This is a genomic window from Mycobacterium sp. NPDC003449 (assembly GCF_053588415.1).
In genome coordinates this window covers 1-25,023 of the sequence record NZ_JBSFPX010000100.1, presented here as the reverse complement: position 1 = coordinate 25,023, position 25,023 = coordinate 1, and the positions used below count along the sequence as shown (strand labels likewise).

Below are 25,023 nucleotides of genomic sequence, written 5' to 3'. Positions count from 1 at the left end.
ACTTCTCTACGGTTCAATCGTTCCCAGGGGAAGGCACTTTCGCGTATCTACACCCCACCAAAGCAACATTTCACGGAAAATCCGGGCGAGCCCCAGATTGGGCAGAGCGGCCGCGCAGAGGTGCACAGGATGTGAAATCACGGTTGGTCCTGTCGCTGCAGCAGATCGTGTCCGCGCACCGCGAAGATCAGCGCCTGCCGGGTGTCGGGGTCGTCGAGTGAGCGTCCGAGCAGGCTCGTGATCCGCTCCAGCCGGTAGTACAGCGTGCGGCGCTGCACGAACAGGGCCTGGGCGGCCTGGGATTTGTTGCCGTCGTGGGACAGGTAGGTCCGCAGGGTCGGCAGCAGCGGATTGGTCGCCTTGGCGTCGTGTTTGAGGATCGGCCCCAGCTCGTCCTCGATGTAGCGGGCGAGCTCGGGGCCACCGGCGAGCGAGGCCAACAGCCGCAGCACGCCCAGATCGTCGAAGCGGTGCACGGCCTTGTCGGGGCGGGCGGCCGCCACCGAGGCCGCGCTGCGGGCCTGTTCCACCGCGGTCGGCAACTGGCTCGCGCTGACCGGCCTGCTGATGCCGGCCCGGACATTGGCCGCGGTCAGCCGTTCCACCACCTGTTTCTCCGAGCTGGTTCTCGGCAGCCCCATGATGGCAAGGGTGTGTTCGCCGAGATCGGCGACCACCGCGGGCAGATGCAACGTCCGGCACAGTTCCTCGACGGCCTCGTCGCTGGTGTTGTCGGCCGGGGTCTCCCGGCAGACGAACACCGCGAGCAGGGCCCGGTCACGCAGGTCCCGGCCGATGCGCAGTGCCCTGGCGACGAAGGCGTCGCCCGAGATGTCGCCCAGCAGCAGGCGACTGACCAGGGTGTTCTGCCGTTGGGCCGACCGGGCGCCGCTCTCGCGGGCACCGAGCAGCGCGATCGCGATGCCGTCGGTGGCCCGGTCGACGGCGTAGGAGGCGGTACCCGCGACCGTCGCGCCGCCGTGCAACACGTGCAGCCATCCCCACCGTTCACCGCGCAGCACCACGGCGCGGCGGGTGCAGTTGTGCGCCTCGTTGACGTTGCCGTCGGTGGACATCGAGTCGTGGTCGATGCGCGAATGGTGTTCCCACTCGGTGAGCACCTCATCGCCGGCCGGGGTGCCACCGGAGTAGGCGACGATCTGGCGGGTCGCGTCTTCGAGGACTGCGGGGTGGCCGACCTCGGCGCTGAGCGCGTCGGTGAAGGCACCCGGGTCGCCGCCGGCCAGGAGCAACTGCATGAAGCTGGCGTTGAGCCGTTCGTAGGTGCTCAGGTCCAGCACCCGCTGATCGACGATCGACTCGTGTACCTGGGCCGAGACCTCCACGAACGGCAATTCGCCGTCGAGCCCGACGAGGGGGAAACCGCGTTCGTCCGCGGCGGCGATCAACGCCTGCGGCATGACGTCGAAGGCCCGGCCGCTGAGCTCGATGATGAGCACCGCGGCATCGGAATCGGCGATCTGGGTGATGTACTCGCGTTGCCGCTCCGGCGTCGACCCGATCCCGAGCCCCGCGGTGAGCAGCATTTCTCCGCCGGTGAGAAACTTTGCGATATCGGGGATCTCTGTGGGGTGGACCCACCGGATCGTGCGTCCGAGGCCCTCGGCCCCGGCGTAGATTTTCATCGGGACCCGGGTGAAAACTTCGAGGTCCAATGCGGCGCGCACCGTCATCGCCATGATCGTCACCACCTTCCGGCGGACATATTGTGCAGCAATATCGTCTTCTACTGCTCAGATTGAGTCTAACGAGATTGGCTCACCCTAGGCAGACTGGTCGGCACGATCGCAGCCCTCGTCCGCACCACCGAAAGGACACTTCATGCCCAGGCTAAACGGCGGGCAGGTCATCGCCCGCATCCTCAAGGAGTACGGCGTCCCCTATGCGGCCGGCATTCCCGGCCACGGCATCTGGGGCCTGATGGACGCGTTCAACGAGGACGAATCCAAGATCCCGTTCATCCAGACCTACCACGAGCAGAGCGCCGTCCACCTGGCCGACGGGTTCTACCGGGTGTCCGGTAAGCCGATGTGCGCCGTGACGTCGATCGGTGCGGGCGCCTCCAACACCGTGCTCGGTCTGGCCACCGCTTACAGCGACTCGACCAGCGTGCTGGTGATCACCGGCGGCCCGCCGCGCCACATGCGCGGGCGCGGTGTGCTCCAGGAGCTGGAACGCCAGAAGGACAACGGTTTTCCGCAGGTCGCCGAGGCGGTCTCCAAGCGCAGCTGGGTCGCCAACAGCATCGAGGACCTGCCGTTCATCATGCACCGGGCGTTCTCGACGATGCTGACCGGCCGGCGCGGACCGGCGCACATCGAGGTGCCGTGGGACCTGCACGCCGAGACCGCCGAGGTCAACTTCCACGACCTGGCCCGCCGGCTGCCGATCGGCCTGCAGTACCCGGACCCGCAGGCCATCGAGCGGGCGGTCAACCTGCTGGGCGCGGCCAAGCGGCCGGTGATCGTCGTGGGTGGCGGTGCGATCAGCGCGTACGCGACCGACGAGGTGCGCGCCCTGGCAGAAGGACTCGACATACCGGTCGTCACCACCTGGAACGGCAAGAGCGCCTTCCCCGAGGATCACGAGCTGTTCGTCGGCAGCGTCGGTCAGACCGGCACCATCCACGGCAACTACCTGGCCGCCAACGCCGACGTGGTGGTGTCGATCGGGTGCCGGTTCACCGACTGGTCGGCGTCGAGCTACGCCAAGGGACAGTCGTTCTCGTTCCCGCCGGCCAAGCTCATCCACATCGACATCGACCCGCACGAGATCGGCAAGATCTACCCCGCCGAGGTCGGCATCCTCGCCGACGCCAAACCGGCGGTGGCCGTCATCGTGGATTCACTGCCTACCAAGCCCGACCGCACCGAGTACCTCGCCGAGGTCGCGAAGCGAAAAGCCCAGTGGGAGAACGAACTCGCCACCCGGCGCGACACCGACCGGTTCCCGTTCACGCTGCAGCGCCCGCTGGCCGCACTTCGCAACGTGATGGACCGCAGCGGCATCGTGCTGGTCGGCTCGGGCAACACACAGGGCGCGGTCAAGCAGACCTTCCCGGTCTACGAGCCCCGCACCCACCTCACCACGGGCGGATTCTCGTCGATGGGCTGGCCGGTACCCGCCGCGCTCGGCGCGAAACTCGCTGCGCCCGAACGTCAGGTCGCCACCATCACCGGTGACGGCGACTTCCTGATGACCGCGCAGGAGATCGGGGTGGCGATCCAGCACGACATCCCGGTGGTGTTCATCGTGCAGGACAACTCCGGGTACATCTCCATCCGCGGTGGCCAGCGCAACGCCACCGACCGGATGATCGGCACCGAGTTCAACCGGCCCGACGGCACCCCCTACAGCCCGAGCTTCAAGGCCCTCGGTGAGTCGTTCGGCCTCGAATCGTTCCGGGTGGATTCGGCCGCCGATCTCGAGCCGACGTTCAAACGGGCCTTCGACGCCAAAGCTCCTGTGCTGGTCGAAATCCCCACCGATCGCGACCTGGCCAGCCCATTCGTGCCCGGCTGGCTGGACTTCCCGCCGCTGCCGCACATCACCGACGAGCGGGCCGACGAGTACCGCGAGCTCCGGGCCCGCGAGCAGCACCAGTAGCTATCAGCCCCCGGCCCGTCCCTGTCCGCATCCCCCAGCAGGACAGGGGCGGGCCGTGGCATCTCACGAGGAGGACACATGTCTCGACTGGAAGGCAAAGTCGCACTGATCACGGGCGCCGCCCGAGGGCAGGGCCGCTCGCACGCGTTGCGGCTGGCCGAGGAGGGCGCCGACATCATCGCGCTCGATATCTGCAGGCAGATCGACACCGTGCCGTATCCGATGGCCGATTCGGACGATCTGGTCACCACGGTGGACCTGGTCAAGAGCCGGGGGCGGCGAGTCGTGGCGGCCGAGGCCGACGTCCGCGACCTCAAGGCCCTGGAACACGCTGTCAATCAGGGTGTTTCGGAGCTCGGGCGACTGGATATCGTCGTCGCCAACGCGGGCACGCTCAATGACACCGCACCCCTGTGGGAACTGTCCGAACAGCAGTTCACCGATCAGATCGACGTGAACCTGACCGGGGTGTGGAAGACCATCAAGGCCACGGTCCCGGTCCTGCTGCAGCAGAACGAGGGCGGTGCCGTCATCCTGATCAGCTCGATCTCAGGCCTCACCGTCGAACTCAACGTCGGTCACTACGCGGCGTCCAAACACGGCGTCAACGGGCTCATGCGCACCCTGTCGGGTGAGCTGGCGCCGCACGGGATCCGGGTGAACTCGATCAACCCGACGAACGTCAACACTCAGATGATCAACAACCCGCGCTACAACCGACTGTTCGCGGGCGGCAAAGACGGTGCATCCCAGGAAGATGCGTTGCCGGCCCTGACCGCGATGCACGCCCTGCCCGTACCGTTCCTCGACCCGATCGACGTGAGCAACGCGGTGGTTTATCTGGCCGGCGAGGACGGCCGCTACATCACCGGAACCGCGCACACGATCGATGCCGGCGCGATGAACCCGTTCAAGGCGCCCCACCACACCGCGCAGGCCTGAACGACAGGCCGCCATGGTCGGTGTGGCCAACGCACCGACTACCCGGAGAGGAAGCGGCGCAGAACGCTCTTCACGACCGGCCCGGTCGGGTTGTCGAACCCATTGATCGGCAATGTTCCGATGAAGTAGATTGCCCCGGCGGAGAATACCGCCCCTTCGCCGGGACGCTTGAGGACTGATGGCTCAGCGCAGGCGCGACGGCACGTCGTCTCCGGCATCGGCGGGCGTCTCCGGGGAATCCTGCGCGGCCGAATCTTCGATACGCCTTCTGGCGGTGCGGATTCGGTCGGCGACCTCGATCGCGTCACTCTCCGGTGCCGTCGACTTCTCGTCAGGTTTGGCGATGAGGAGATAGGCGATACCGAGCGCGAACACGATCGTGAATCCGATCAGCGACACCCAGCGGTCGAAGACGGTTCCCTCTCCCGTCGGCTTGGCCAGCATGATGCACGCAAAGATCCCGTAGCCCAGCGCGCTTGCGTTGACCAGCATTCCCCACCGGCCCAGATTCCACGGGCCCGCCGGGCGCCACCCTTTGAGCCGACTGCGCAAGGCTGCCAGGACGACCATCTGAAAGGCGACGTAGCCTGCCAAGACCTGGAATGCCGCGATCTTGAGCAGCCCGTCCGGCGACACGTAGTCGAATACGACGAGCAGGACCGGCACGACGTTGATCGCCAGGAGGGCATTCACTGGCAGGTGGCGACCAGCCGACACCTGACGAAAGATCACGCTGCCAGGGAACATGTCGTCGCGGGCGAACGAGAAGGTCAATCTGCTCGCGGCCGCTTGCTGGCTCATCACGCCCGCCAAGAAGGACGTGAGCGCGACGACCAGGAAGACCTTGGTCATGACGAAGCCCAGAGACTGCTGGACGATCGACGGAATCGGATTGCCTTCTTCACCACTGACGATCTCGGCGAGATTCGGTGCAGCCAAGGTGAACCCGGCATAGGCCAACAGCGCGGCGGCACCGCCGACGGCCACCGTCATCTGCATGGCTCGTGGAATGGTGCGAGCAGGGTTCGGAGTCTCTTCGGCGACCTCACCGCACGCTTCGAATCCGTAGAACAAGAGCAGACCGACGAGGGAGGCGCCCAGGAAAGCCCACACGTACCCGTCCGAGCCGCCAGAGCCCATCGCGTCGAAGAAGGCGGTGAAAGGTTGCTTACGGTCGAAGAGCAGAAGATACAGACCGACGACGATGATGCACAACAGTTCAGCGGCCAGACCGATCTTCGCGATGACGGCCAGCGTCCGGCTACCGACCAGGTTGAACGCCAGACAGATGCCCAACATCGCCAGGGTGTACCAGAATCGCTCGCCCGGCGTCGCTGAGACGCTGGGGTTGTCGGTCGTACCGTGAATCAGGCTCGCCACGAAGTCCGCACCGAACATCGCGGTGGTCGCGATCGCGATCATGATGCACCAGATGTACATCCACGACATCTGCCACGCGTACTTCCCGCTCCACAGGCGTCTGGCCCACTGGTAGATGCCACCGGCCAACGGGAATTGCGAGACGATCTCACCGAATACCAGGGCGACCAGAAATTGGCCCAGCCCGACCACGATGATCCAGAAGATCGCCGGCGGACCTGCCTGGGCGAGTCCGACCGCGAACATCGCGACCACACCGACCATGGGTGAGAGGTAGACGAACCCCAGGGCGAAATTGCCCCAGAGGCTGATCTTCCGCTCGAAGGTTTCCTCGTAGCCCAGCGAGCGGAGGTAGTGCGCATCCTCGCTCTGACGGTTCACGTCATGCTCCACGCGGGGTGATTCACTCATTGCTGCTCCTGCCGTTTGCGGTCGCTCCGCGGCGGCGTCTTAGCGGCAATGAGGTGCAAATGTCAGCGATCACCCCAACACCATCGCCTTGTCACGGCTCACAAACTAGACACAGGGTGAGATGAGGGGCAGCGAAAATGTGTGCAAACTGTGCACACCATCGATGCGGGCGCGCTGAACCCGGTCAGGGCACCACAGCGGTAGGGGTCGGTGCGTCCTCACGGATCAACCGCGCCGACCGCAGATCCTCCCACAGCTGCCCGGGCACGACGGCGTCGAACAGGTCGGCGTTGCGCTGCTGCTGATCGGCGTTGCGGGCACCGATGCAGATGCTGGGCACGACCGGATGCGCGGCGGCGAACTGCAGTGCGACCGCGGGCAAGGCGACACCATGGCGACGGCAGATCTCCTCGATGCGGCCCGCCTTCTCCAGGACCTCCAGCGGCGCCGGACCGTAGTTGAACCGCGCTCCCTCGATCGGGCCGGTCGCAAGCACACCGCTGTTGTACACACCGCCCAGAATCAGCCCGATGCCCCGCTCCTCGCACATCGGCAGCAGGGCGTCCAGCGGCTCCTGCTCGAGCAGTGTGTAGCGCCCCGCGAGCAGGCACAGGTCGGAGTCGGTCGCCTTGACGGCCTCGGTCATCACGTCGGTTTCGTTGACCCCGAATCCGATGGCGGTGACCACCCCTTGCTCGCGGAGGGCCTCCAGCGCGGGGAAAGCGCTGACGATCGCCTGGCGGAAGAGTTCGGGTTGGGCGGCGCCGTGCGTATAGCGGTCGCAGTCGTGGATGAACAGCACGTCGAACCGGTCGGTCAGCATCCGCTGCATGCTCTGTTCGACGGCGCGCATCACACCGTCGTAGGTGTAGTCGTACTCCGCCACCAGCGGCGGGATGTCCCGGTACTGGCCGTTGACGGTCGGCGCGCCCAGCGTCGGCCTGAGCACCCTGCCGACCTTGGTCGACAGCACCAGCTGCGTGCGGTCGTAGCTGCGCAGGGCCTGTCCGAGGCGGTACTCGCCGAGCCCGTTGCCGTAGCCCGGGGCGGTGTCGAAGTAGCGGACGCCCTGATCCCAGGACTGGGCCACCATCTGGTGGGCCGCCGAGTCGGTGAAGGTCCCGTTGAAGTTCCCGATCGGCGCCCCGCCGTATCCCAACATGCTGAACGCCAACCCGGACCGCTCGTGCACTGCGACATCGCACACCGGCATATCCGCCCCCTTGCTCTCACCGCCGAATCATGTTCGACAACACCGTTTTTGATGAGAGTAGTGACCGCGACGCCGATCGGACCGACACAGTTCGCGCACTATCGAGCGCTTCGACTGCACATTGTGGACGCCTGCGACCGGTCCTCGGGTTTCGCCGTCCACCCGCCCCGCACCGACCGGGCGATCCCGGTCCGCGTTCCGCGTCCGGTGTGAACGGCAGCATAATGGCAGGTGATCATGAATTCACCGGCCCTCACGACCCCACCGCCGCCGCGGCATCGGTTCCCGAAGCGAACGGCCCATCGGGGTGCCCGGCTCGCCCGCAGGGCCTCGATCGGCCTGATCGCGGCGTCGGTGCTGGCCGGCACCGGGATGGGCTGGGTCACCTACCACGGCGCCCTGGACGGGATCACCACATCCAACGCGCTGGCCGGCGAGTCCGGATCGACCGGCGACACCGAGAACATCCTGATCATGGGGCTCGACAGCCGGCTGGACCAGCACGGCAACCCGTTGCCCCAGGACATCTACGAGGCCCTGCACGCCGGCGACGAAACCGTGGGTGGCTACAACGCCAACGTGCTCATCGTGGTGCACCTGCCCGGGGACGGCAGCCCGGCGACCGCGTTCTCCATCCCGCGCGACGATTACGTCGATCTGGCCGGCTGCGACACCTCGCCGTGCAAGGGCAAGATCAAACAGGCCTACGGCTACGCCTACCAGCGGGAGATGGACACGCTGGACTCCGGGAGCGACGAAGACACCCCCGGACACGAACAGCAGGCCCGCGAGGCCGGGCGCAGGGCCCAGATCGCCACGGTGCGAAACCTTCTCGGAATCCCGATCGACCATTTCGTCGAGGTCACCCTCGGTGCGTTCTTCGAGATCGCCAAGGCGGTCGCGCCGATCACCGTCTGCCTCAACGACGACACCTCTGACCCGTACTCGGGGGCCGACTTTCGCAAGGGCGAGCAGCAGATCGACGCTGCCCAGGCGATGGCGTTCGTCCGTCAACGCCGCGATGTCAACGACGAGAACTTCACCGATCTGGACCGCACCCGCCGCCAGCAGGCCTTCATCGCCGCACTGGTCTCGGCGCTGAGCAAGAGCGGAGCCATGGGCAACCCGACGACGCTGCGCAATCTGCTGGCGGTGACCAAGCAGAACGTCGCGCTGGACTCCGGTTTCGACCTGGCCAGCTTCGCCCGGCGGGCGTCCGCGCTCACCGACAAGCCGCCGACGCTCTACACCCTGCCGATCAAGGAGTTCGGGCAGAACTCGCTCGGTGAGGACATCAACATCATCGACGTCCCCACGATCCGCAAGATCGTGCATGACCTGGTCTCCGAGACCGAAACCACCGCCTCCCCCACCCGGGCGCCGGCCACCAGGACCCTCGACGGCCACGGCGCCGTTCTCGACGTGCTCAACGCGTCCACCTACTCGGGCCTGGCCGCCGCGCTCGAGACCACGTTCGCCGCCAGCGGGTTCACCGAGGGCCAGATCGGCGATGCCGAGGCGCTGGCCGCCACGACCACCATCGACTACGGGGAGGGCGCCGAGGCCGCCGCGCAGGCGTTGGCCGACGAGCTGGGTGTGACGGCCATGCCCTCGCTGGACGTGCTGGCCGGCACGGTGCAACTGACCGTCGGAACCGATTTTCCCGGCGACGACTACCTCGGCGCCGATGCGCTGACCGGATCCACCACAACCACCACCACGACGACCACGACCAGCGCCACCCCGGTCACCACCGTGGCGGCCACCGCGACCGGCACCTATACGCCGGCTCCCACCGATCTGAGCCAGATGACCGTATCGGGTGTGCCCTGCGTGAAGTGAGCGGTCCTCACAGCGTCACCGTGACCCGGGTGCCTGCACCGGGCTGCGAGCTGATCGGCATCGTGCCGCCGGTCGCCTCGACCCGCACCTGCAGCGAGGCCAGCCCGATGTGTCCCTCGGCCACCGATTGTGCAACCGTCGCCGGGTCGAAACCCGTGCCGTCGTCGGCCACGGTCAGCACCGTCCGGTCGCCCCTGCGGTGCAGGCCGACCGACACCGTCTGGGCCCTGGCATGTTTGTTCACGTTGGCCAGCAGTTCGCGTGCGGCCCGGTACAACAACGCCTGCGATTCCGGGTGCCCGACGTCGTCGAGATCGGCAGTGACAACCAGATCCTTGCGATTCTCGAACTGACGCAACAACTCCCGGACCGCCGGGGCCAGCCCGAGCTGGGCCAGCACCTGCGGGTGCAGCGCCGTGACGGTCGATCGCAGCCCGACCGCAGTCTCCTGCAGAGCCGCGTGCATGCGGTCCAACGCCGGGTCCGGATTGCGTTCCCGGATCTCATCCAGGTCCAGCCGCGCGGCCAACAGGGTCTGCAGCGGTCCGTCGTGCAGATGTTCGGCCAACTCCGCGTTGCGGACGTCGTCGGCCCTGGTGGATTCCATGATCAGGCGGCGCCGCACCTCCAACAGGGACCGCACCCGTGCCGACCGGCGCACCAACACCAGCGACAACGCGGTGGTGGCCACCGCCAGCCAGGCCAAAAAGCCCACGTGCATGTACACCGTGTCGGGCAGCCCGACCCGATCGTCGCGCTTGGAGTACAGGATCCACACCGCCAGGTACCCCGCCGCGGTGCTGGTCGCGATGATGGCCGTCAGGACCGGCCGGTCCTGGAACGCCACCGATATCGGCAGCAGGAAGAACACCGGCAGCAGCGCGGCCGTCGCGCCCCCCGACACCGCACACAACGCGATCAGCACCAGCACGTCGACGGCGGTCGACGCCCACTCCACCCACCGCGGTATCGGCCCGCGCAGCACCACCACCAGCCACACCACCGCCGCGGCGGCGTAGAGACCGAGGATCGCCGCGTAGACCATCGGCAACCAGTGGTCCACATCCCATACCGACACCAGCACGACGATCAGGCCGATCAGCGGGAGCCGCAATACCGCCGAGACCCGGACCGGCTGCGCCGCAAAGAATTCGACGAATCGTGCCGCGGACATGTCAGTTCAGCAGACCGCGGCGCATCGCCTCGGCGACGGCCGCGCCCCGATCGCCGACGCCGAGTTTCTCGTAGAGCCGCTGAACGTGGGTCTTCACCGTCGACGGCGCCAGGTAGAGCTCCTTGGCCATCGCGGGGATGCTGCGGCCCTTGGCGATCAGGTCGAGGACCTCGCGTTCCCTCGGGCTGAGCGCCGGGACATCGGGCTCATTGCGCCGACGAATCTCGCCGGCCAACCCGGCCGCGAGGTTCGGGGCGATCACATCGCGGCCCTTGGCGCAGGACAGGACGGCGTTCACCAGTTCGCTTCTGGTGGATTCCTTCGACAGGAATCCCGCGGCCCCCCGCTGCAGGGCGGTGTAGACGATCGCCGACTCGTCGTGGGCCGATACCAGCAAAACCCGGGTGGGCAGCTCGCCGCGGACAACGGCCGCGGCCACCTCGGCCCCGTCCATCTGCGGCATCCGATAGTCCAGCAGCGCCACCTGCGGCTGGTGGGCCTTGATGAGTTCCAGTGCGTCCGCGCCGTTGTCGGCCTCGGCCACCACCTCGATCTCCCCGCTGGAAACCAGTGCCCGCACGACGCCCTCGCGGAACATCGGGTGGTCGTCGCCCACCACCACCCGCACCTTGTCGGCCATGCGGCACAGCATCCCACAGCAACGTGCTCCCGTTCCCCCGATTGGGGGACAACGGATTCAGCCGCCCCACCGTCCCATCGGGCGACAGATCTTCGCACCGGCGTCGAGCACAGTGGGTACATCGCCGGAATCATCCGGCAGATAACCGAAAGAAACACTCACACAGGAGAATTCACATGAGAACGAACCGTTTCGCCCGCTTCGTCGCCCTGCCCGCCCTGGCCGCGGGCACCATCGGGCTCGCCGCACTGGGCCTGGCCGGCACCGCGTCGGCCGCAGGCTCCTACACTCCTCCCGAGCCCAGGCCAGGGATCGTCGCGATCCCCAACACCCACGCGAACCCCGCGGCCAGCGCCTACCCGGGCGGGTGGTGGCACCGTCATCACCCGTCGCTGCTCACGCCGTCGGCCGGCGCCGACTTCCTGGCCCCCTACGGCGGGTAGCCTCATCGCTGAGCAGACGCGAACTCGCACGACACGCCGCGTGAAAGTGCGAGTATGTGTCTGCTCGGCGGGAAAGGTGAGCACCATGCACCTCGACGAGCTGGCCTGGTTCGTGGTCCTCGCCGAGACCGAGCACGTCACCGATGCCGCGGCCGAACTCGGGGTCAGCCAGCCCACCCTGTCGCGCGCACTGGCCCGCCTCGAGGAGGAGCTGGGGGTCGCCCTGTTCGACCGGGTGCACCGGCGGCTGCGGCTCAACGGTTACGGCGAGATCCTGCTCGAGCACGCCCGCCGCGGCCTCGCCGAAATGCGCTCGGCCACAGAACGGATCGCCGCATTGCGTGATCCGGACACCGGGACGGTCCGGCTGGCCTTTCTGCATTCGCAGGCCGGCTGGTTCGTCCCGGATCTGTTGCGCCGGTTCCGCGCCGAGGCCCCGCGGGTGCAGTTCAGCCTGGCCCAGGGCGCCGCACACGAGATCGTCGAACGTCTGGCCGGCGGCCGGGCCGACCTGGCGATCACCTCACCGCGCCCCGACGGCTACCGCTGGCACGGGCTGTACATGGAGCGGCTCTGCCTCGCGGTGCCGCGCGAGCACCGGTTCGCCTCCCGGAGCCGGATCCGGCTTGCCGACGCCGGTGCGGAGCCGTTCGTGTCGCTGGCACCCGGGTTCGGGCTGCGTCAGCTCACCGACGAGTTGTGCGCCGAGGCGGGGGTCGAACCGCAGGTGGTGTTCGAGGCCATGGAGATCCCGACGATGGAGGCGCTGGTGGCGGCCGGTTTCGGGGTCGCCGTGGTCCCGGTGCCCCGGGCCGAGCGCGCCGAGCCGGGGGCGGTCTACGTGCCGCTGGCCCAGGCATCGGCCAAGCGTCAGCTGGGTCTGGCCTGGTCGGCGGAACGCACGTTGCCCCCGGCCGCCGCGCGGTTCGCCGAATTTATCATGCGTAGATCGAATGAACTTGAGTAGTTTCATGCATTGGACACATTCCCGGTAACTACCTAACGTCGTCGTGGTGACTGTCCCCTCCGTTGTCTGGCAAGGGCACCCGCGGGGATCATCGGATTACCGGCGGTTGCTCGCCGCGTTGTTCTGCGCCGGCGTCGCGACCTTCGCTCAGCTGTACTCGCCGCAGGCGGTACTGCCGCTGATCGCCCGCGATCTGGGCACCGGCGCCGCCGACTCCGCCCTTGCCGTATCGGCCGCCACGATCGGCCTCGCGGTAGGCGTGATTCCGTGGGCGGCGCTTGCCGACCGGATCGGCCGCGTTCAGGTGATGACCATATCGGTCTCCGCCGCAACGGTTCTCGGGCTGCTCGTACCGTTCTCGCCGAGTTTTCAGCCGCTACTGGGCGGGCGGGTGCTGGAAGGCCTGGTGCTGGCCGGGGTGCCGGCGGTGGCGGTGGCCTATCTCACCGAGGAGATCAACGCGGGCCATGCCGCCAGGGCCGCGGGCACCTACGTGGCGGGCACCACGATCGGCGGGCTGTCCGGCCGGCTGGTCACCGGGCCCGTCGCCGAGGTGTTCGGCTGGCGGATGGGCGTGTTGACGGTCGCGGTGCTGTGCGGGCTGGCCGCCCTCGCCTTCATCAGGCTCGCACCGCCGGCCAAGGGGTTCACCCCGGCCCGCGGCCAGCGCGAGCTGATCGACCGGTTGCGCGGCAATCTGCGCTCACCGCGTCAGCTCGTGCTGTACAGCCAGGCATTCCTGCTGATGGGCGGGTTCGTCGCGATCTACAACTTCCTGGGATTCCGGCTCATGGCGGCGCCGTTTCACCTGCCGCAGACCATCGTGAGCCTGGTGTTCCTGGCCTATCTGGCCGGGACCTGGGCGTCGGCGCGGGCGGGTGCCGAAGCGACCCGGTTCGGCCGCAAGACCGTGCTGCTGGCCTCGATCGCGACCATGATCGTGGGGGTCGCGGTCACGTTGAGCCACAACATCATCGCCGTCCTGGTGGGCCTGGTGATCACCACCGCGGGATTCTTCGGTGCGCACGCGATCGCGTCGGGCTGGGTGGGCAGCGCCGCAGGCGATGGCAAGGCGCAGGCATCCTCGCTGTACAACCTGTTCTACTACGGCGGGTCCAGCGCGGTGGGCTGGCTCGGCGGCCTGGCCTTCGACACCGTGGGCTGGGCCGCGGTCGCGGGCACCGTGATCATGCTGGCGGTGCTGGCCGGGGCGCTGGCGCTGACCCTGCGCGATTAAGTCGCGCCGCTCAACTCACCACAGTTCGATGTCCTGGCCGTACTCGGCTTCCGGGCGGGGGCCGAAGTAACGGCGCTGCGACGCCTCGATCGCCACATCGTTGATGCTGGCCTCACGCCGGGCCATCAGCCCCTCGGCGGTGAACTGCCACAGTTCGTTGCCGTAGCTGCGGTACCACTGCCCGCCGGCGTCATGCCATTCGTACTGGAACCGCACCGCCATCCGGTTCTCCCGAAAACCCCACAGGCTCTTGCGCAGCACGTAGTCGAGTTCGAGTTCCCACTTCGCGGTCAGGAACGCCACGATCTCCTCGCGGCCCACGATGTGCAGGTCGCGGTTGCGCCACACAGAATCCGGCGTGTAGGCCAGGCTGACCCGCTGTGGGTCGCGGGTGTTCCAGGCGTCCTCGGCGGCCTGGACCTTCTGGATGGCCGTTTCGGCGGTGAAGGGCGGGAACGGCGGACGACTTTCGGGCGCGGCCGGGGAAGTTCCAGACATGCCACCTTTCTACCTGTCTAACCATGTGGCTATCGTGGCTGCCATGGACTTCGCGATGTCGGCCAAGGCGGCGGACTACCACTCCCGGTTGACCGACTTCATGGTGGAGCACGTTCTCCCCGCCGAAGCCTCCTACCACGCCTATCGGGAGGAGAAGGGGCCCAAGGACCACACGGTGCCCCCGGTGGTGGAGGAGCTCAAGGTCAAGGCGAAGTCCGCAGGCCTGTGGAATCTGTTCCTGCCCTCGGAGTCCGGGCTGAGCAACCTGGAGTACGCGCCGCTGGCCGAGCTGTCCGGCTGGAGCCTGGAGATCGCCCCCGAGGCGCTCAACTGTGCGGCCCCGGACACCGGAAACATGGAGACCCTGCACCTGTTCGCCGACGAGCAGCAGCGCAAGCAGTGGCTGGAGCCGCTACTGGCCGGCGAGATCCGCAGCGCATTCGCGATGACCGAGCCCGCCGTGGCGTCCTCGGATGCCCGCAATATCGAGACCACGATGCTGCGCGACGGTGCCGACTACGTGATCAACGGCCGCAAGTGGTGGATCACCGGTGCGGCCGATCCGCGCTGCAAGCTGCTCATCGTGATGGGCCGCACCAATCCGGACGCGGCATCCCATCAGCAGCAGTCGATGATCCTGGTGCCCATTGAAACGGCTGGGGTCGACGTCCAGCGCTCGCTGCCGGTGTTCGGCTGGCAGGATCAGCACGGGCACTGCGAGATCGTGTTCGACAACGTGCGGGTGCCCGCCGAGAACCTGCTGCACGAGGAGGGCAGCGGGTTCGCCATCGCCCAGGCCCGGCTGGGGCCGGGCCGCATCCACCACTGCATGCGCGCGCTCGGTGCGGCCGAGCGGGCCCTGACCCTGATGGTCGACCGGGTGCAGAAGAGGATCGCCTTCGGCAAGCCGCTGGCCGAGCAGGGCGTGGTGCGCGAGTCGATCGCCAAGTCCCGCAATGAAATAGATCAAGCCCGGCTCCTCTGCGAGAAGGCCGCGTGGACCATCGACCGGGAGGGCAACAAGGCCGCCCACGTTTTGGTATCCCAGATCAAGTCGGTGGCCCCGCAGATCGCCTGCAATGTCATCGACCGCGCGATCCAGGTGCACGGGGCTGCCGGGGTCAGCGACGACGTCCCGCTGGCCCGGCTGTACGGCTGGCACCGGGCGATGCGGTTGTTCGACGGTCCCGACGAGGTGCATATGCGCACCATCGCCCGCGCCGAACTCGGCCGCGAGAAATCCCCGCTGGGTACGGCGGCGAGCCGCCAATCAGGCACCGCGGCGAGCCGCCAATCAGGCACCGCGGCGACGGCGTCATGACGGTCGAACTCGGTGAGCTCTCCGGGGCGTGGAACTTCCGTGATGTCGCGCAGGAGGCCGAGATCCGGCCGGGGGTGCTGTTCCGGTCCAGCGAGCTGAGCCGGCTCTCCGGCGACGGCCGCGACGCGTTGCTGCGGCTGGGCATCACCGACGTCGCCGATCTGCGCTCGCACCAGGAGGTGACGCGCCGCGGCCCGGGTCAGGTGCCCGACGGTGTGACGGTGCATCTGTTGCCGTTTCACCCCGACGACCCCGATCAGGACGCGCCGCATGAGAGCACGTTCCAGCGGGTCATGTCGGAGTCCCCCGGCGGTGAGGACGTCACCGCGGCCGCTCGGCGCTACATGACCGAGGTGTACGAGGAGTTCCCGACGCTTCCCGGCGCGCATACCGCGGTGCGGCAGGTGATTTCGCTGCTGGCCGCCGGTAAGCCGGTGATCGCGCACTGCTTCGCCGGTAAGGACCGGACCGGGTTCACCGTCGCGACCGTGCTGTCGGCCGTCGGCATCGACCGCGACCGGGTGTTCGCCGACTTCCTGCGCTCCAACGATGCGATTCCCGCGCTGCGGTCCCGCATCATGGATTCGGTGCGGGCCAGGGCCGAGGATGCGCCGGAGGTGGTCACCTTCGCCGAGGCGCGGCTGACCGATGAGGTGCTCGGGGTGCGCGAGGAGTACCTCGGCGCGGCCTGGACCAAGCTGGAAGAGGCCTACGGTTCGGTGACCGGCTTCATCGAGGCGACCGGGGTTTCCGACGCCGAGATCGCGGCACTGAGGGCCGGCCTGGTCGGTTGATCACAGCAGTCACACCGCCGGAACGCGGTGTCGTATTGCCCGGCTGTGAGCGACTTTTCAGCGACAATCGCCACATCCGAATCATGGACCCCGCCGGCAACACGGCCGATCAATACTCACGTCACTGAGGTCTCATCAGCCTCGCACGTCACCGATTTCGGCTTGTCCGGCTATGCGCGACAGTGTCGCTGATAGCCGGGCGCTGGACTGGTGAGGCCACCGGGACACCGGGTCCCTGTGTGCAGAATGTGGTAACCGGCTTTGGGGCCGCTGAGATGCCAGATGCACATGGGGCGATTGTCGCTGAATTGTCGCTGACAGTCGGGCACAACGTATCCCGCTTCCAGAATTGCGACCGGTGTGACTACTGTGGCCAGCGGTCGTCACGGGTCACCGATAAACTCACCCGCACCTCGTCGGCCACCTTCATCGCGCCCATCATCATCGAATACGGCCTGATGCCGAAATCGCTGTGCCGCACCCGGGCCTCGCCGGCAATACGCCCGGGGCCGTCCGCCGCGACCAGGACCGTCTGCGCGCCGGTGCGGCCGGCCAGCTCCAGTGTCCCGGTCAGCCGGTACCCCTCGCCGTCCCGGCCGATCTCGTCGCACCGGAACCTGGCCTGGGGAAACTTGTTCGCACGCAACGTCTTCACCGCGTTGGAGCGGGCCAGCGTCTTCTCGGCGCCCGACAACGGGGTCAGGCCGCCTTCGCCGCTCAGCACCTGCAGGGATTCCAGGTCGACCGTCACCTCGACCGCGGAGGGTTGCGCACCGTCCCAATTCACCACCGCCCGCCACGACGCGCAGGCGATCGTCAACCGGTGGCCCATGCGCGCCGCGCTGCCTGCCACACCGGTGTGCAGCAGCAGATCGCCCGACTCGGTGCCCAGGGTCCAGCGAGTCACGACGTGAGCACCAGGCCCGTCACCCAGGCCACCGTCGCCAGCAGCGCCCCCGCGAGCTCGACGCCCACCGACAGCGCGACGCCCTTGAGCGCGTGCACGGTCGACGTCCATGCCCGTGCGTAGTCGCGCCGCGAGCCGAGCTCGGCCAGGTAGACCCCGGCCACGAAGCCGATCACCAGACCGATGACCGGGATGACGAAGAACCCAATGATCCCGAGCACGCCGCCGGCCACCAGGCTCCACGTGCCGACCTGCGCGGCCCGCATCCGCCGCACCGGCCACAGGTATTTGATCACCTCGGCGCCGACGAACAGCAGGGCCGCGACGGCCAGGGTCGTCCACGACACCGCGGTGTGCTCGACGACCGCCCACACAGCGATCGCGGCGAACACCAGCAGCCCGCCGGGCAGGATGGGCACCACGATGCCGATCAGACCGATGGCGATCGCCAAGGCGACCAGGGCGATGCCCAGTGTGCTCACGGTTTGGTTCCGCGGACCCACTGCAGCGGACCCGACGACCGGACCCGCACCCCGGTCAGGCCGAGGTCCTCGAAAAGGTCGCCCAGCTCGTCGTCGGAGAAGAACCGGGCGCCGCTGCGGGACAGGAACTTCAGCCCGGCGGCGGCCCCGGACGCGGTGGGCACCATGACGGCGATCCGCCGGCCACCGCGCAGCACCCGCACCATCTCCGACAGCGCCGCGACCGGGTCGGGGATGAGCTGCAGCACGGCCAGCGAGATCACCGCATCGAAACTCTCGTCTCGGAACGGCAGGCGCTGCGCGTCGGCCCGCAGGAAACCGACCTGGCGGCCCGCCTCGGCCTTGACCGCGCGCTCCAGCATCGGCTCGGAGATGTCGACGCCCAGCGCCACGCCGTCCAGCCCGGCCGCCCTGGCCAGCGCCGCGGTGATATTGCCCGGCCCGCTGCCCACGTCGAGGGCGATACCCCCGGCCGGGATGTCGAGCCACTCGATCGGCGGCCGCATGGCCGACAGCACCCGCCGGTTGAGCAGTTGGGCGTGGTCGTAGATCATCGACCCCGCCGGCGAGGCCCACCATTTCTGAATGAATCCCGAGTTCTTCGGAGCGTCGTTGCCACTCGCCCCCAGCAGATCCAGGTATCCCCGGCTGACATCGGGTTCGGCAGGCGGATCGGTCAGCAGATTCAGCGCCTTCTGCAGTGCCTGACTGGTGTCCATGTCTCCACGCTACGCACCGAGTTGGTCGGCGAGGGCGACAAAGTCCGTCGCGACGACATCGAATTCACCCGGTTGCACCACGTCCGGCGCCTGATCGGGCCCGTACTCGGTCGGCCGGGGGACATACGCCGTCCCCAGCCCCAACGCGGCGGCCGCCCGCAGGTCCTTCGGATGGGCGGCGACCATGGTCAACTCGCCGGGCGCGACGCCGAGCAGATCGGCGCAGCCCAGATAGGTTTCCGGATCCGGCTTGTAATGCCGGAACAGTTCGGCCGAGATCACACAATCCCAGGGCAGCCCGGCGCGTTTGGCCATATTGGTCAGCAGCGACACGTTGCCGTTGGACAGTGAGGTGATGACGAAGCGGGTCTTCAACCGGGTCAGCCCGGCGACCGCATCCGGCCACGGGTTCAGCCGGTGCCAGGCCCGGTTGAGGTGGTCGAGTTCCTGGTCGTCGACGCCGATCTCGGCCTCAGCCAGCAATGCCACCAGGATCGTGCGGTGCAGATCGTCGATCCGGGTCCATGGCAACTCACCGCGGCGGACCCGATCCATCGACGGCGCATACCCGGCCCGCCAACTGTCGGCGAAGGTAGCCCAATCCCGCTGCAGCCCACGACTTTCGCCGAACGACTCGAGTTCGGCGATGATGGACGACCGCCAGTCGACGACCGTCCCGAACACATCGAACGCCAACGCCTTGGTGGTCACGGCTCGAGCACCAGCTTTCCGCGCACCTGGCCCGACGCCAGCGCGTCGAGAGCAGCGGCCCCGTCCGCAAGCGGGAACCGCACCGGGGCGGGCGGCCGCAGCCCACCGGCCACCAGGCTGTTCAACTCGGCCCCGACCTGCGCCTGGGCGGCCGGGTGGCGGCGCACGAACTCACCGAAGCCGACTCCGACGACGCTGACGTTGCGCAGCAGCAGCCGGTTCACCTTGACGGTGGGAATGCCGGCACCGGCGGCGAACCCGATGACCAGCAGCCGGCCCTCGGGAGCCAGCACCCGGACCGCGTCGTCGAAGGCCTCGCCGCCGACCGGGTCCACCACCAGATCGACGCCGTGACCGTCGGTGGCGTCCATGACGGCCTGACGCCAATCACCGGTCAGCGCCAGCACCACGTCGGCACCCAGTGCCGACACGAACTCCTCGGCGCCGGACCGGTGCACCATGGCGATCACCTTGGCGCCCATGGCTTTGGCCAGCTGGATCGACGCGGTGCCGATGCCGCCGGCCGAGCCGAGCACCAGCACGGTCTCCCCCGGCTGCAGCCCGCCACGGCGGGCCAGCGCGAACTGCATGGTGTAGTAGTTGCCCAGCAGCGATGCCGCCTCGGCGTCGTCGAGACCGTCGGCCGTGGGGATCACGTTGGACGGCACGACCGCCACCTGCTCGGCGTACCCGCCGATCATCGAGAACGCCGAAACCCGTTGCCCCGGTGTAAATCCCGACCCTTCGGGGGCCGAGCGCACCGTCCCGGCGACCTCCATCCCCGGCGTGAAGGGCGGTTCGAGGCGCAGCTGGTATTCGCCGCGCAGCAACAGCAGGTCGGGAAAGCAGACCCCGGCGGCGCCGACGTCGATGACCACCGCGTCGGCGCCCGACGGTCCCGCGACGTCCACGTACACCAGGCCGGATGTTCCGGTCAGCGACTGCGCGACAAGCGCTTTCACTCCTCTAGCCCAGCTTGAAACTGGCCTGCTGCGCCGCGGACAGGTCGGTGATCTCGCCCCACTTGGCGGCGATGTCGTCGACCGACGGGACACCGTCGGAGAACACCACGCCGTCATTCTGGAACAGAGCCGTCCGTTGCACTTTGCCGCCGCCGACGATGAAGATCGAGTCGGTGTCGGGCAGTTCCTCGGTCATCAGGTAGGCGACCACCGGGGCGACGTACTCGGGGGTGAGCTTCTCGAACACCTCGGGCGGCAGGATGTCCTGGGTCATCCGGGTGGCCGCGATCGGGGCGACCGCGTTGGTCTTGATGTTGTACTTGGCGCCCTCCTGGGCCAGCGTGTTGATCAGGCCGACCAGGCCGAGCTTGGCGGCACCGTAGTTGGCCTGACCGAAGTTGCCGAACAGGCCGCTGGTGGAGGTGGCGACGACTACCCGGCCGAAGCTCTGCTCGCGGAAGTGCGGCCAGGCGGCGCGGATCACGTTGTAACCGCCGTACAGGTGCACCTTGAGCACGGCGTCCCAGTTCTCGAACGTCATCTTGTGGAAGGTGCCGTCACGCAGAATGCCCGCGTTGCTCACCACACCGTCGACCTTGCCGAATTCGTCGACCGCGGTTTTGATGATGCCCTCGGCGCCCTCGGGTTCGGCCACGCTGTCGTAGTTGGCCACGGCCCGGCCACCGGCCGCCTTGATCTCGTTGACCACCTCATCGGCCATGTTGTGGCCGGCGCCGGTGCCGTCACGGGCACCACCGAGATCGTTGACGACGACGCTGGCGCCCTCCTTGGCGAGGGTCAGCGCGTACTCACGGCCCAGACCTCCACCGGCTCCGGTGACGACGACGACGCGGTCCTGCACTCCTGGCATGACGGTTCCTCTCGTTGGCGAGCGTTCCTACCTTGTATACGGCGCACCGATCTGCGCCGATACACCGGGTCGGCCAGTCGCCGATCAAGCCTTTTCGGCGGTGACGAACGTCGCGAACGCGTCCCGCTCGGGTTCCTCACCCAGTTCGACGAGGCGGTCCAGCCGGCGCATCTCGTCGAGGGAGTGCAATCCGTCGGCCCGCCAGCCATGGCCGTTGAGCCATTCGGTGAGGTCGGCCCGGTCCGGGTCCTCGTACATCAGCTCCTGCACGTCGAGCGCCGGGCCCAGGTCGAACTGATCGGCGAACTTGGCGAACCGTTCCCGCATCTGCTCGCGGCGCTCGCCCGACGACACCCCGACGGTCTCGGCAGCGATCCGGCTTCCCGGCGCCGACAGTTCGGTGACCAGCTCGAACAGCCGGTCCTGGGCGTCGCCGGGCAGGTACATCAGCAGCCCCTCGGCCAACCAGGCGGTGGGCTGGGTGTCGTCGAAACCCGCGTCGCGCAATGCCTTCGGCCAATCGAATCGCAGGTCGATCGCGACCTCTCTGCGCTGCGCCGCCGGCTCGGCCCCGTGCTCGGCCAACGTGCTCGCCTTGTATTCGAGCACCTTGGGCTGGTCGATCTCGAACACCGTCGTGCCCGCGGGCCAGTCCAGCCGGTAGGCCCGCGAGTCCAGGCCCGAGGCCAGGATCACGACCTGACGGATGCCGGCCCGCGTCGCGGTGGCGAAGTACGCGTCGAAGAAGTGGGTGCGGACCGCCTGATAGTTGCCCATGTGCTCGAAGATCGCGGCGGCCTCGGGGTCGGCGGCTTCGACCTTGGCGGCGAAATCGGCGTCCAGCAACGACTCCCATACACCGGTGCCCGCCCCGGCGACCAGGATCTTGGCGTACGGATCGCGGATCAGCGCATCGTCGCGCTCGGTCTCTCCTGCGCGGGCGGCGGCGACCATGACCGCGGTGGCGCCCACGCTGGTGGCGATGTCCCAGGTGTCGTCGTGAGATCGAAGCGAGCTCATCGGATTTCTCCATCCGGTCGGGCGCGCACCGGCGCGCGGTCCAGCCAGATGCTACCCAGTCTGTTAGCCAAGCTATCCGGTGGTGTGGGCGACCTCACGCGGTCAATCGCGTAGCTGCCACAGCTTGTTGGCCATCAACAATTCGAACTTGTCCACGATGATCCCGAGGTCGGCCTGCCTGCCGACGTACCCGGCGTAGAACCCCATCCCCCAGATCACCGCGACCAGCATCTCGACGATCGCCGGAATGTCGGTGTCGGTGCTGAGCTCACCCCGATCGATCGCATCGTTGACCGCCCACGCCACGAATTCCCGGAAATCCCGCAACGCGTCGTGATCGTCGGCGGCGAGTTCGGGGTGCCGCTGCGCCTCCAGGACGGAGGTGACCAGGAACGCCGCCGCCGATCGATCGGTCGATTCGGCATCCATCACCGCCGTGAAGAACGCCGAGAGCCGGCCCAGCAGCGTCGGCGCCTGCCGCGCCGTGGCGATCCCCGCGGCAACCACCTTCGCCTTCGTCTGCTCCACCACCTCGCGATAGAGCACGCGCTTGCTGCTGAAGTAGTGATTGATGGCGGGCCTGGTCAAATCGGCCCGGATGGCGATTGCCTGAAACGTGGCAGCGTCGTACCCGAGTTCGCTGAACACCTCACGAGCCGCACACAAAATGCGTTCGCGGGTCTCCGCTGCCTTAGCTGCAGGAGGACGCCCCGGTCCTCGGCTCGCGATATGCGCCACGGTCAAATTGTGCCACACGTCACCTCCCGGCCCCGATTCGTGAAACCGTGAAGGGCGCGTCCACCCACGACCAGCAAATGGCCCCCGCACTGCGGGGGTTTGACAACGAACTAGGGTGACCCGAATGGCAGGCGTCGTCTCACGGGAGTCGTACTTCGACACCGGTCTGGACGTGCTGTCCGATCTGGGCTACGGCGGACTCAAGCTGGCCGAGGTGTGCAACCGGCTGGGCGTCACGACCGGCTCCTTCTACCACTACTTTCCGAACTGGTCGTCCTACACCAGGGAGCTGATCGCGCATTGGCGCGAGGTCAGGACGCTGCGGGTGGTCGAGGCGGTGCGCGCCGACCCCGATCCACACCGGCGCATCGAGACCATCATCGAGGAGGCGCTCGTGCTGCCGCACGGCGCCGAGGCGGCCATCCGGGTGTGGAGCTCGCTGGACCCCGATGTCTACGCGGTGCAGGCCGTCGTCGATCAGTTGCGGTTCGACATCATGTTCGAGTCGGCCCGCGGCATCGTCGGCGACGAGGCCACCGCGCGGTGCTTCGCGGCCTGGGCCGCCTACCTCATCGTCGGCTACGAGCAAAGCACCCTGCCCCGAGACACCAATACACTCACGTGGATCTCATCGCAGATGCGCGACGCGCTGGAATCGGGACGGTTTACTCCGGCACCCCAACCCGACAAACCCGTCTAACATCGTCGATCATGCTGACCCCGGCCGATATGTGGCGCCGGGCAGCAGACCGGCTGCGCGACCTGGTCCACGACAAGGACCCCGAATACGACGCGCTGCGCCGCGCCACCCGGGCCGCCATCGTGTTGCCGATCGCCGCGGCCATCGGCTTCGCCGTGGGCGGCGATTCCCAAACCCCGCTGTTCAGCATCTTCGGCGCGGTCTCGCTGCTGATCACCGCCGACTTCCCCGGTAACCGGCCGGCCCGGGCCCTGGCCTACCTGGGCCTGGCGGTCAACGGCGCGATCCTGATCGTGCTGGGCACGCTGATCGCCCCGTACGCCTGGCTGAGCGTGGTGGCGATGTTCGTCGTCGGCATGGTGGTGTCGTTCTCCGGGGTGCTCAGCGAGATCGTCGCCGCCGGACAGCGCGCCACCCTGCTGCTGTTCGTGCTGCCGCTGTGCACACCGGTGGGCCCGATCCCCGACCGGCTGCTGGGCTGGGGTATCGCCCTGGTGGTGTGTGTGCCCGCCGCGTTGTTCATCTTCGCGCCGCGCCACCACGACGAACTGCGCCGGTACGCCGCCCGGGTGTGTCGGCTGCTGGCCGACCGGCTGGAGGGCAAGGCCTCGGCCCGCGACGTCACCCGCGCGATGAACGAGCTCTACGCCAGCTTCCTCGGTGCCGACTACCGCCCGGTGGCCCTGACCGCGGGAAGCCGGGCCCTGGTGCGGGTGGTCGACGATCTGGGCTGGATCACCGACCGCATGACCGACGAGACCGGTGCCCTGCTCGGGGCCGCGCGGGATCCGGCGGTACGGGTGCTGCGGGACAGCGCCGCGGTGCTGCGGATCCGCGACCCCGCCGAACGCGCGGCCCGCGGCGCGGATCTGCGGGCCGCACTGCTCGAACAACGGACCGTCGCACAGGGCACCTACCGCGAGGACATCGTCTCGATCCTCGGCGAGGCCGACGATGCGGCCGCGGTCGAGGTCGGCCGGACCCTGCTGGTGCGCCGCACCATATCGGCCACCATCGCGGTGACCGGACGGATCATCGGCAATGCGGCGCTGGCCGATGCCCGGCCGGTCTGGGCCCGGGTGCTGGGCCGCAGGCTGCCCGAGACCGGCTCCGCGGACTGGGTGATGCCCGAGACCGTCGCGGTCGCCTCGATCGCCAAGGGGTTCCTGGCCACCAGGGCGATGGTGCTGCGCAACAGTCTGCGCACCGGGCTGGGTCTGGCGCTGGCGGTGGCGGTCACCCACCTGTTCCCCGTGCAGCACGGTTTCTGGGTGGTGCTTGGCGCGATGTCGGTGCTGCGCAGCAGCGCGCTGACCACCGGCACCCGGGTGTTGCGGGCCGTGGCGGGCACCGCGATCGGTTTCGTGCTGGGCGCACTGCTGATCGAACTGGTCGGGGTGGACCCGGTGGTGCTGTGGATCCTG

At 68.1% G+C, this 25,023-nt stretch carries 24 protein-coding genes; 10 read left to right on the top strand and 14 right to left on the bottom strand.

Going from position 1 to position 25,023, the window contains the following annotated elements:
* Nucleotides 1-137 precede the first annotated feature (137 nt).
* Nucleotides 138-1,700 carry a PucR family transcriptional regulator gene (locus ACWDTP_RS23075; protein WP_450024037.1) on the bottom strand — a complete coding sequence of 521 codons (1,563 nt, stop codon included), beginning with the start codon at nucleotides 1,698-1,700 and terminating at the stop codon, nucleotides 138-140.
* A gap of 142 nt (nucleotides 1,701-1,842) precedes the next feature.
* On the opposite strand from ACWDTP_RS23075, the gene ACWDTP_RS23070 reads away from it, so the two are divergent.
* Complete coding sequence (locus ACWDTP_RS23070) at nucleotides 1,843-3,627, top strand: thiamine pyrophosphate-binding protein (RefSeq protein WP_450024035.1); 1,785 nt, start codon at nucleotides 1,843-1,845, stop codon at nucleotides 3,625-3,627.
* Nucleotides 3,628-3,705: 78 nt separating this feature from the next.
* A complete protein-coding gene (locus ACWDTP_RS23065; protein WP_450024033.1) occupies nucleotides 3,706-4,569 on the top strand; it encodes a mycofactocin-coupled SDR family oxidoreductase in 864 nt (287 codons plus the stop codon).
* Between the two features lie 183 nt (nucleotides 4,570-4,752).
* Here ACWDTP_RS23065 and ACWDTP_RS23060 read toward each other — a convergent pair whose 3' ends face one another.
* Nucleotides 4,753-6,360, bottom strand: coding sequence for an APC family permease (locus ACWDTP_RS23060; protein WP_450024031.1), 1,608 nt, complete (start codon nucleotides 6,358-6,360; stop codon nucleotides 4,753-4,755).
* Nucleotides 6,361-6,544: 184 nt separating this feature from the next.
* Complete coding sequence (locus tag ACWDTP_RS23055; protein WP_450024029.1) at nucleotides 6,545-7,573, bottom strand: aldo/keto reductase; 1,029 nt, start codon at nucleotides 7,571-7,573, stop codon at nucleotides 6,545-6,547.
* Nucleotides 7,574-7,945: 372 nt separating this feature from the next.
* Between ACWDTP_RS23055 and ACWDTP_RS23050 the strand changes: the two genes are divergently transcribed.
* Nucleotides 7,946-9,415, top strand: a complete 1,470-nt coding sequence (locus ACWDTP_RS23050) for an LCP family protein (protein WP_450024040.1) — start codon at nucleotides 7,946-7,948, stop codon at nucleotides 9,413-9,415.
* A 7-nt stretch (nucleotides 9,416-9,422) separates the two neighbouring features.
* Here the strand turns inward: ACWDTP_RS23050 and ACWDTP_RS23045 are convergent, their stop codons facing one another.
* Together ACWDTP_RS23045 and ACWDTP_RS23040 are read right to left on the bottom strand one after the other, a co-directional pair.
* Nucleotides 9,423-10,589, bottom strand: a complete 1,167-nt coding sequence (locus ACWDTP_RS23045; RefSeq protein WP_450024027.1) for a sensor histidine kinase — start codon at nucleotides 10,587-10,589, stop codon at nucleotides 9,423-9,425.
* 1 nt (nucleotide 10,590) lies between these two features.
* Nucleotides 10,591-11,241, bottom strand: coding sequence for a response regulator (locus ACWDTP_RS23040; protein WP_450024026.1), 651 nt, complete (start codon nucleotides 11,239-11,241; stop codon nucleotides 10,591-10,593).
* 164 nt (nucleotides 11,242-11,405) lie between these two features.
* On the opposite strand from ACWDTP_RS23040, the gene ACWDTP_RS23035 reads away from it, so the two are divergent.
* The 3 genes from ACWDTP_RS23035 (at nucleotide 11,406) to ACWDTP_RS23025 (ending at nucleotide 13,876) form a co-directional block, all read left to right on the top strand.
* The gene (locus ACWDTP_RS23035) at nucleotides 11,406-11,672 is read left to right on the top strand and encodes a hypothetical protein (protein ID WP_450024024.1); all 267 of its coding nucleotides are present in this window, start codon (nucleotides 11,406-11,408) and stop codon (nucleotides 11,670-11,672) included.
* Between the two features lie 85 nt (nucleotides 11,673-11,757).
* A complete protein-coding gene (locus tag ACWDTP_RS23030; RefSeq protein WP_450024022.1) occupies nucleotides 11,758-12,639 on the top strand; it encodes a LysR substrate-binding domain-containing protein in 882 nt (293 codons plus the stop codon).
* A gap of 46 nt (nucleotides 12,640-12,685) precedes the next feature.
* Nucleotides 12,686-13,876, top strand: coding sequence for an MFS transporter (locus ACWDTP_RS23025; protein ID WP_450024020.1), 1,191 nt, complete (start codon nucleotides 12,686-12,688; stop codon nucleotides 13,874-13,876).
* 15 nt (nucleotides 13,877-13,891) lie between these two features.
* On the opposite strand, the gene ACWDTP_RS23020 is transcribed toward ACWDTP_RS23025, so the two are convergent.
* Nucleotides 13,892-14,374: a nuclear transport factor 2 family protein gene (locus ACWDTP_RS23020; RefSeq protein ID WP_450024018.1), complete on the bottom strand. Its 483-nt coding sequence runs from the start codon at nucleotides 14,372-14,374 to the stop codon at nucleotides 13,892-13,894.
* Between the two features lie 55 nt (nucleotides 14,375-14,429).
* Here ACWDTP_RS23020 and ACWDTP_RS23015 point away from each other — a divergent pair, with 55 nt between their 5' ends.
* On the top strand, nucleotides 14,430-15,695 hold the full coding sequence (locus ACWDTP_RS23015; protein ID WP_450024039.1) for an acyl-CoA dehydrogenase family protein: 1,266 nt from the start codon (nucleotides 14,430-14,432) through the stop codon (nucleotides 15,693-15,695).
* A complete protein-coding gene (locus tag ACWDTP_RS23010) occupies nucleotides 15,692-16,489 on the top strand; it encodes a tyrosine-protein phosphatase (RefSeq protein ID WP_450024016.1) in 798 nt (265 codons plus the stop codon). Before ACWDTP_RS23015 ends, ACWDTP_RS23010 begins: the two co-directional genes overlap by 4 nt.
* A 364-nt stretch (nucleotides 16,490-16,853) precedes the next feature.
* Here the strand turns inward: ACWDTP_RS23010 and ACWDTP_RS23005 are convergent, their stop codons facing one another.
* The 8 genes from ACWDTP_RS23005 to ACWDTP_RS22970 all read right to left on the bottom strand — a co-directional run bounded on the left by ACWDTP_RS23005 (nucleotide 16,854) and on the right by ACWDTP_RS22970 (nucleotide 22,899).
* A complete protein-coding gene (locus ACWDTP_RS23005; RefSeq protein ID WP_450024014.1) occupies nucleotides 16,854-17,396 on the bottom strand; it encodes a YceI family protein in 543 nt (180 codons plus the stop codon).
* Nucleotides 17,393-17,878, bottom strand: coding sequence for a DUF456 domain-containing protein (locus ACWDTP_RS23000; protein WP_450024013.1), 486 nt, complete (start codon nucleotides 17,876-17,878; stop codon nucleotides 17,393-17,395). Before ACWDTP_RS23000 ends, ACWDTP_RS23005 begins: the two co-directional genes overlap by 4 nt.
* Nucleotides 17,875-18,597 (bottom strand): methyltransferase domain-containing protein, encoded by a 723-nt coding sequence (locus ACWDTP_RS22995; RefSeq protein ID WP_450024011.1) that lies wholly within the window; start codon nucleotides 18,595-18,597, stop codon nucleotides 17,875-17,877. The genes ACWDTP_RS23000 and ACWDTP_RS22995 overlap by 4 nt, the downstream gene beginning before the upstream one ends.
* 9 nt (nucleotides 18,598-18,606) lie before the next feature.
* The gene (locus ACWDTP_RS22990; RefSeq protein WP_450024009.1) at nucleotides 18,607-19,308 is read right to left on the bottom strand and encodes a haloacid dehalogenase type II; all 702 of its coding nucleotides are present in this window, start codon (nucleotides 19,306-19,308) and stop codon (nucleotides 18,607-18,609) included.
* Nucleotides 19,305-20,270: an NADPH:quinone oxidoreductase family protein gene (locus tag ACWDTP_RS22985; protein WP_450024007.1), complete on the bottom strand. Its 966-nt coding sequence runs from the start codon at nucleotides 20,268-20,270 to the stop codon at nucleotides 19,305-19,307. Before ACWDTP_RS22985 ends, ACWDTP_RS22990 begins: the two co-directional genes overlap by 4 nt.
* Nucleotides 20,271-20,274: 4 nt before the next feature.
* Nucleotides 20,275-21,141 carry an SDR family oxidoreductase gene (locus tag ACWDTP_RS22980; protein WP_450024005.1) on the bottom strand — a complete coding sequence of 289 codons (867 nt, stop codon included), beginning with the start codon at nucleotides 21,139-21,141 and terminating at the stop codon, nucleotides 20,275-20,277.
* Nucleotides 21,142-21,225: 84 nt separating this feature from the next.
* A complete protein-coding gene (locus ACWDTP_RS22975) occupies nucleotides 21,226-22,161 on the bottom strand; it encodes a class I SAM-dependent methyltransferase (RefSeq protein ID WP_450024003.1) in 936 nt (311 codons plus the stop codon).
* A gap of 102 nt (nucleotides 22,162-22,263) precedes the next feature.
* A complete protein-coding gene (locus ACWDTP_RS22970) occupies nucleotides 22,264-22,899 on the bottom strand; it encodes a TetR/AcrR family transcriptional regulator (RefSeq protein WP_450024001.1) in 636 nt (211 codons plus the stop codon).
* Between the two features lie 124 nt (nucleotides 22,900-23,023).
* Here ACWDTP_RS22970 and ACWDTP_RS22965 point away from each other — a divergent pair, with 124 nt between their 5' ends.
* Together ACWDTP_RS22965 and ACWDTP_RS22960 are read left to right on the top strand one after the other, a co-directional pair.
* On the top strand, nucleotides 23,024-23,599 hold the full coding sequence (locus ACWDTP_RS22965; RefSeq protein WP_450023999.1) for a TetR/AcrR family transcriptional regulator: 576 nt from the start codon (nucleotides 23,024-23,026) through the stop codon (nucleotides 23,597-23,599).
* A gap of 11 nt (nucleotides 23,600-23,610) precedes the next feature.
* Nucleotides 23,611-25,023 (top strand): FUSC family protein (locus ACWDTP_RS22960; RefSeq protein WP_450023997.1); only part of this gene is annotated, 1,413 nt, incomplete at its 3' end.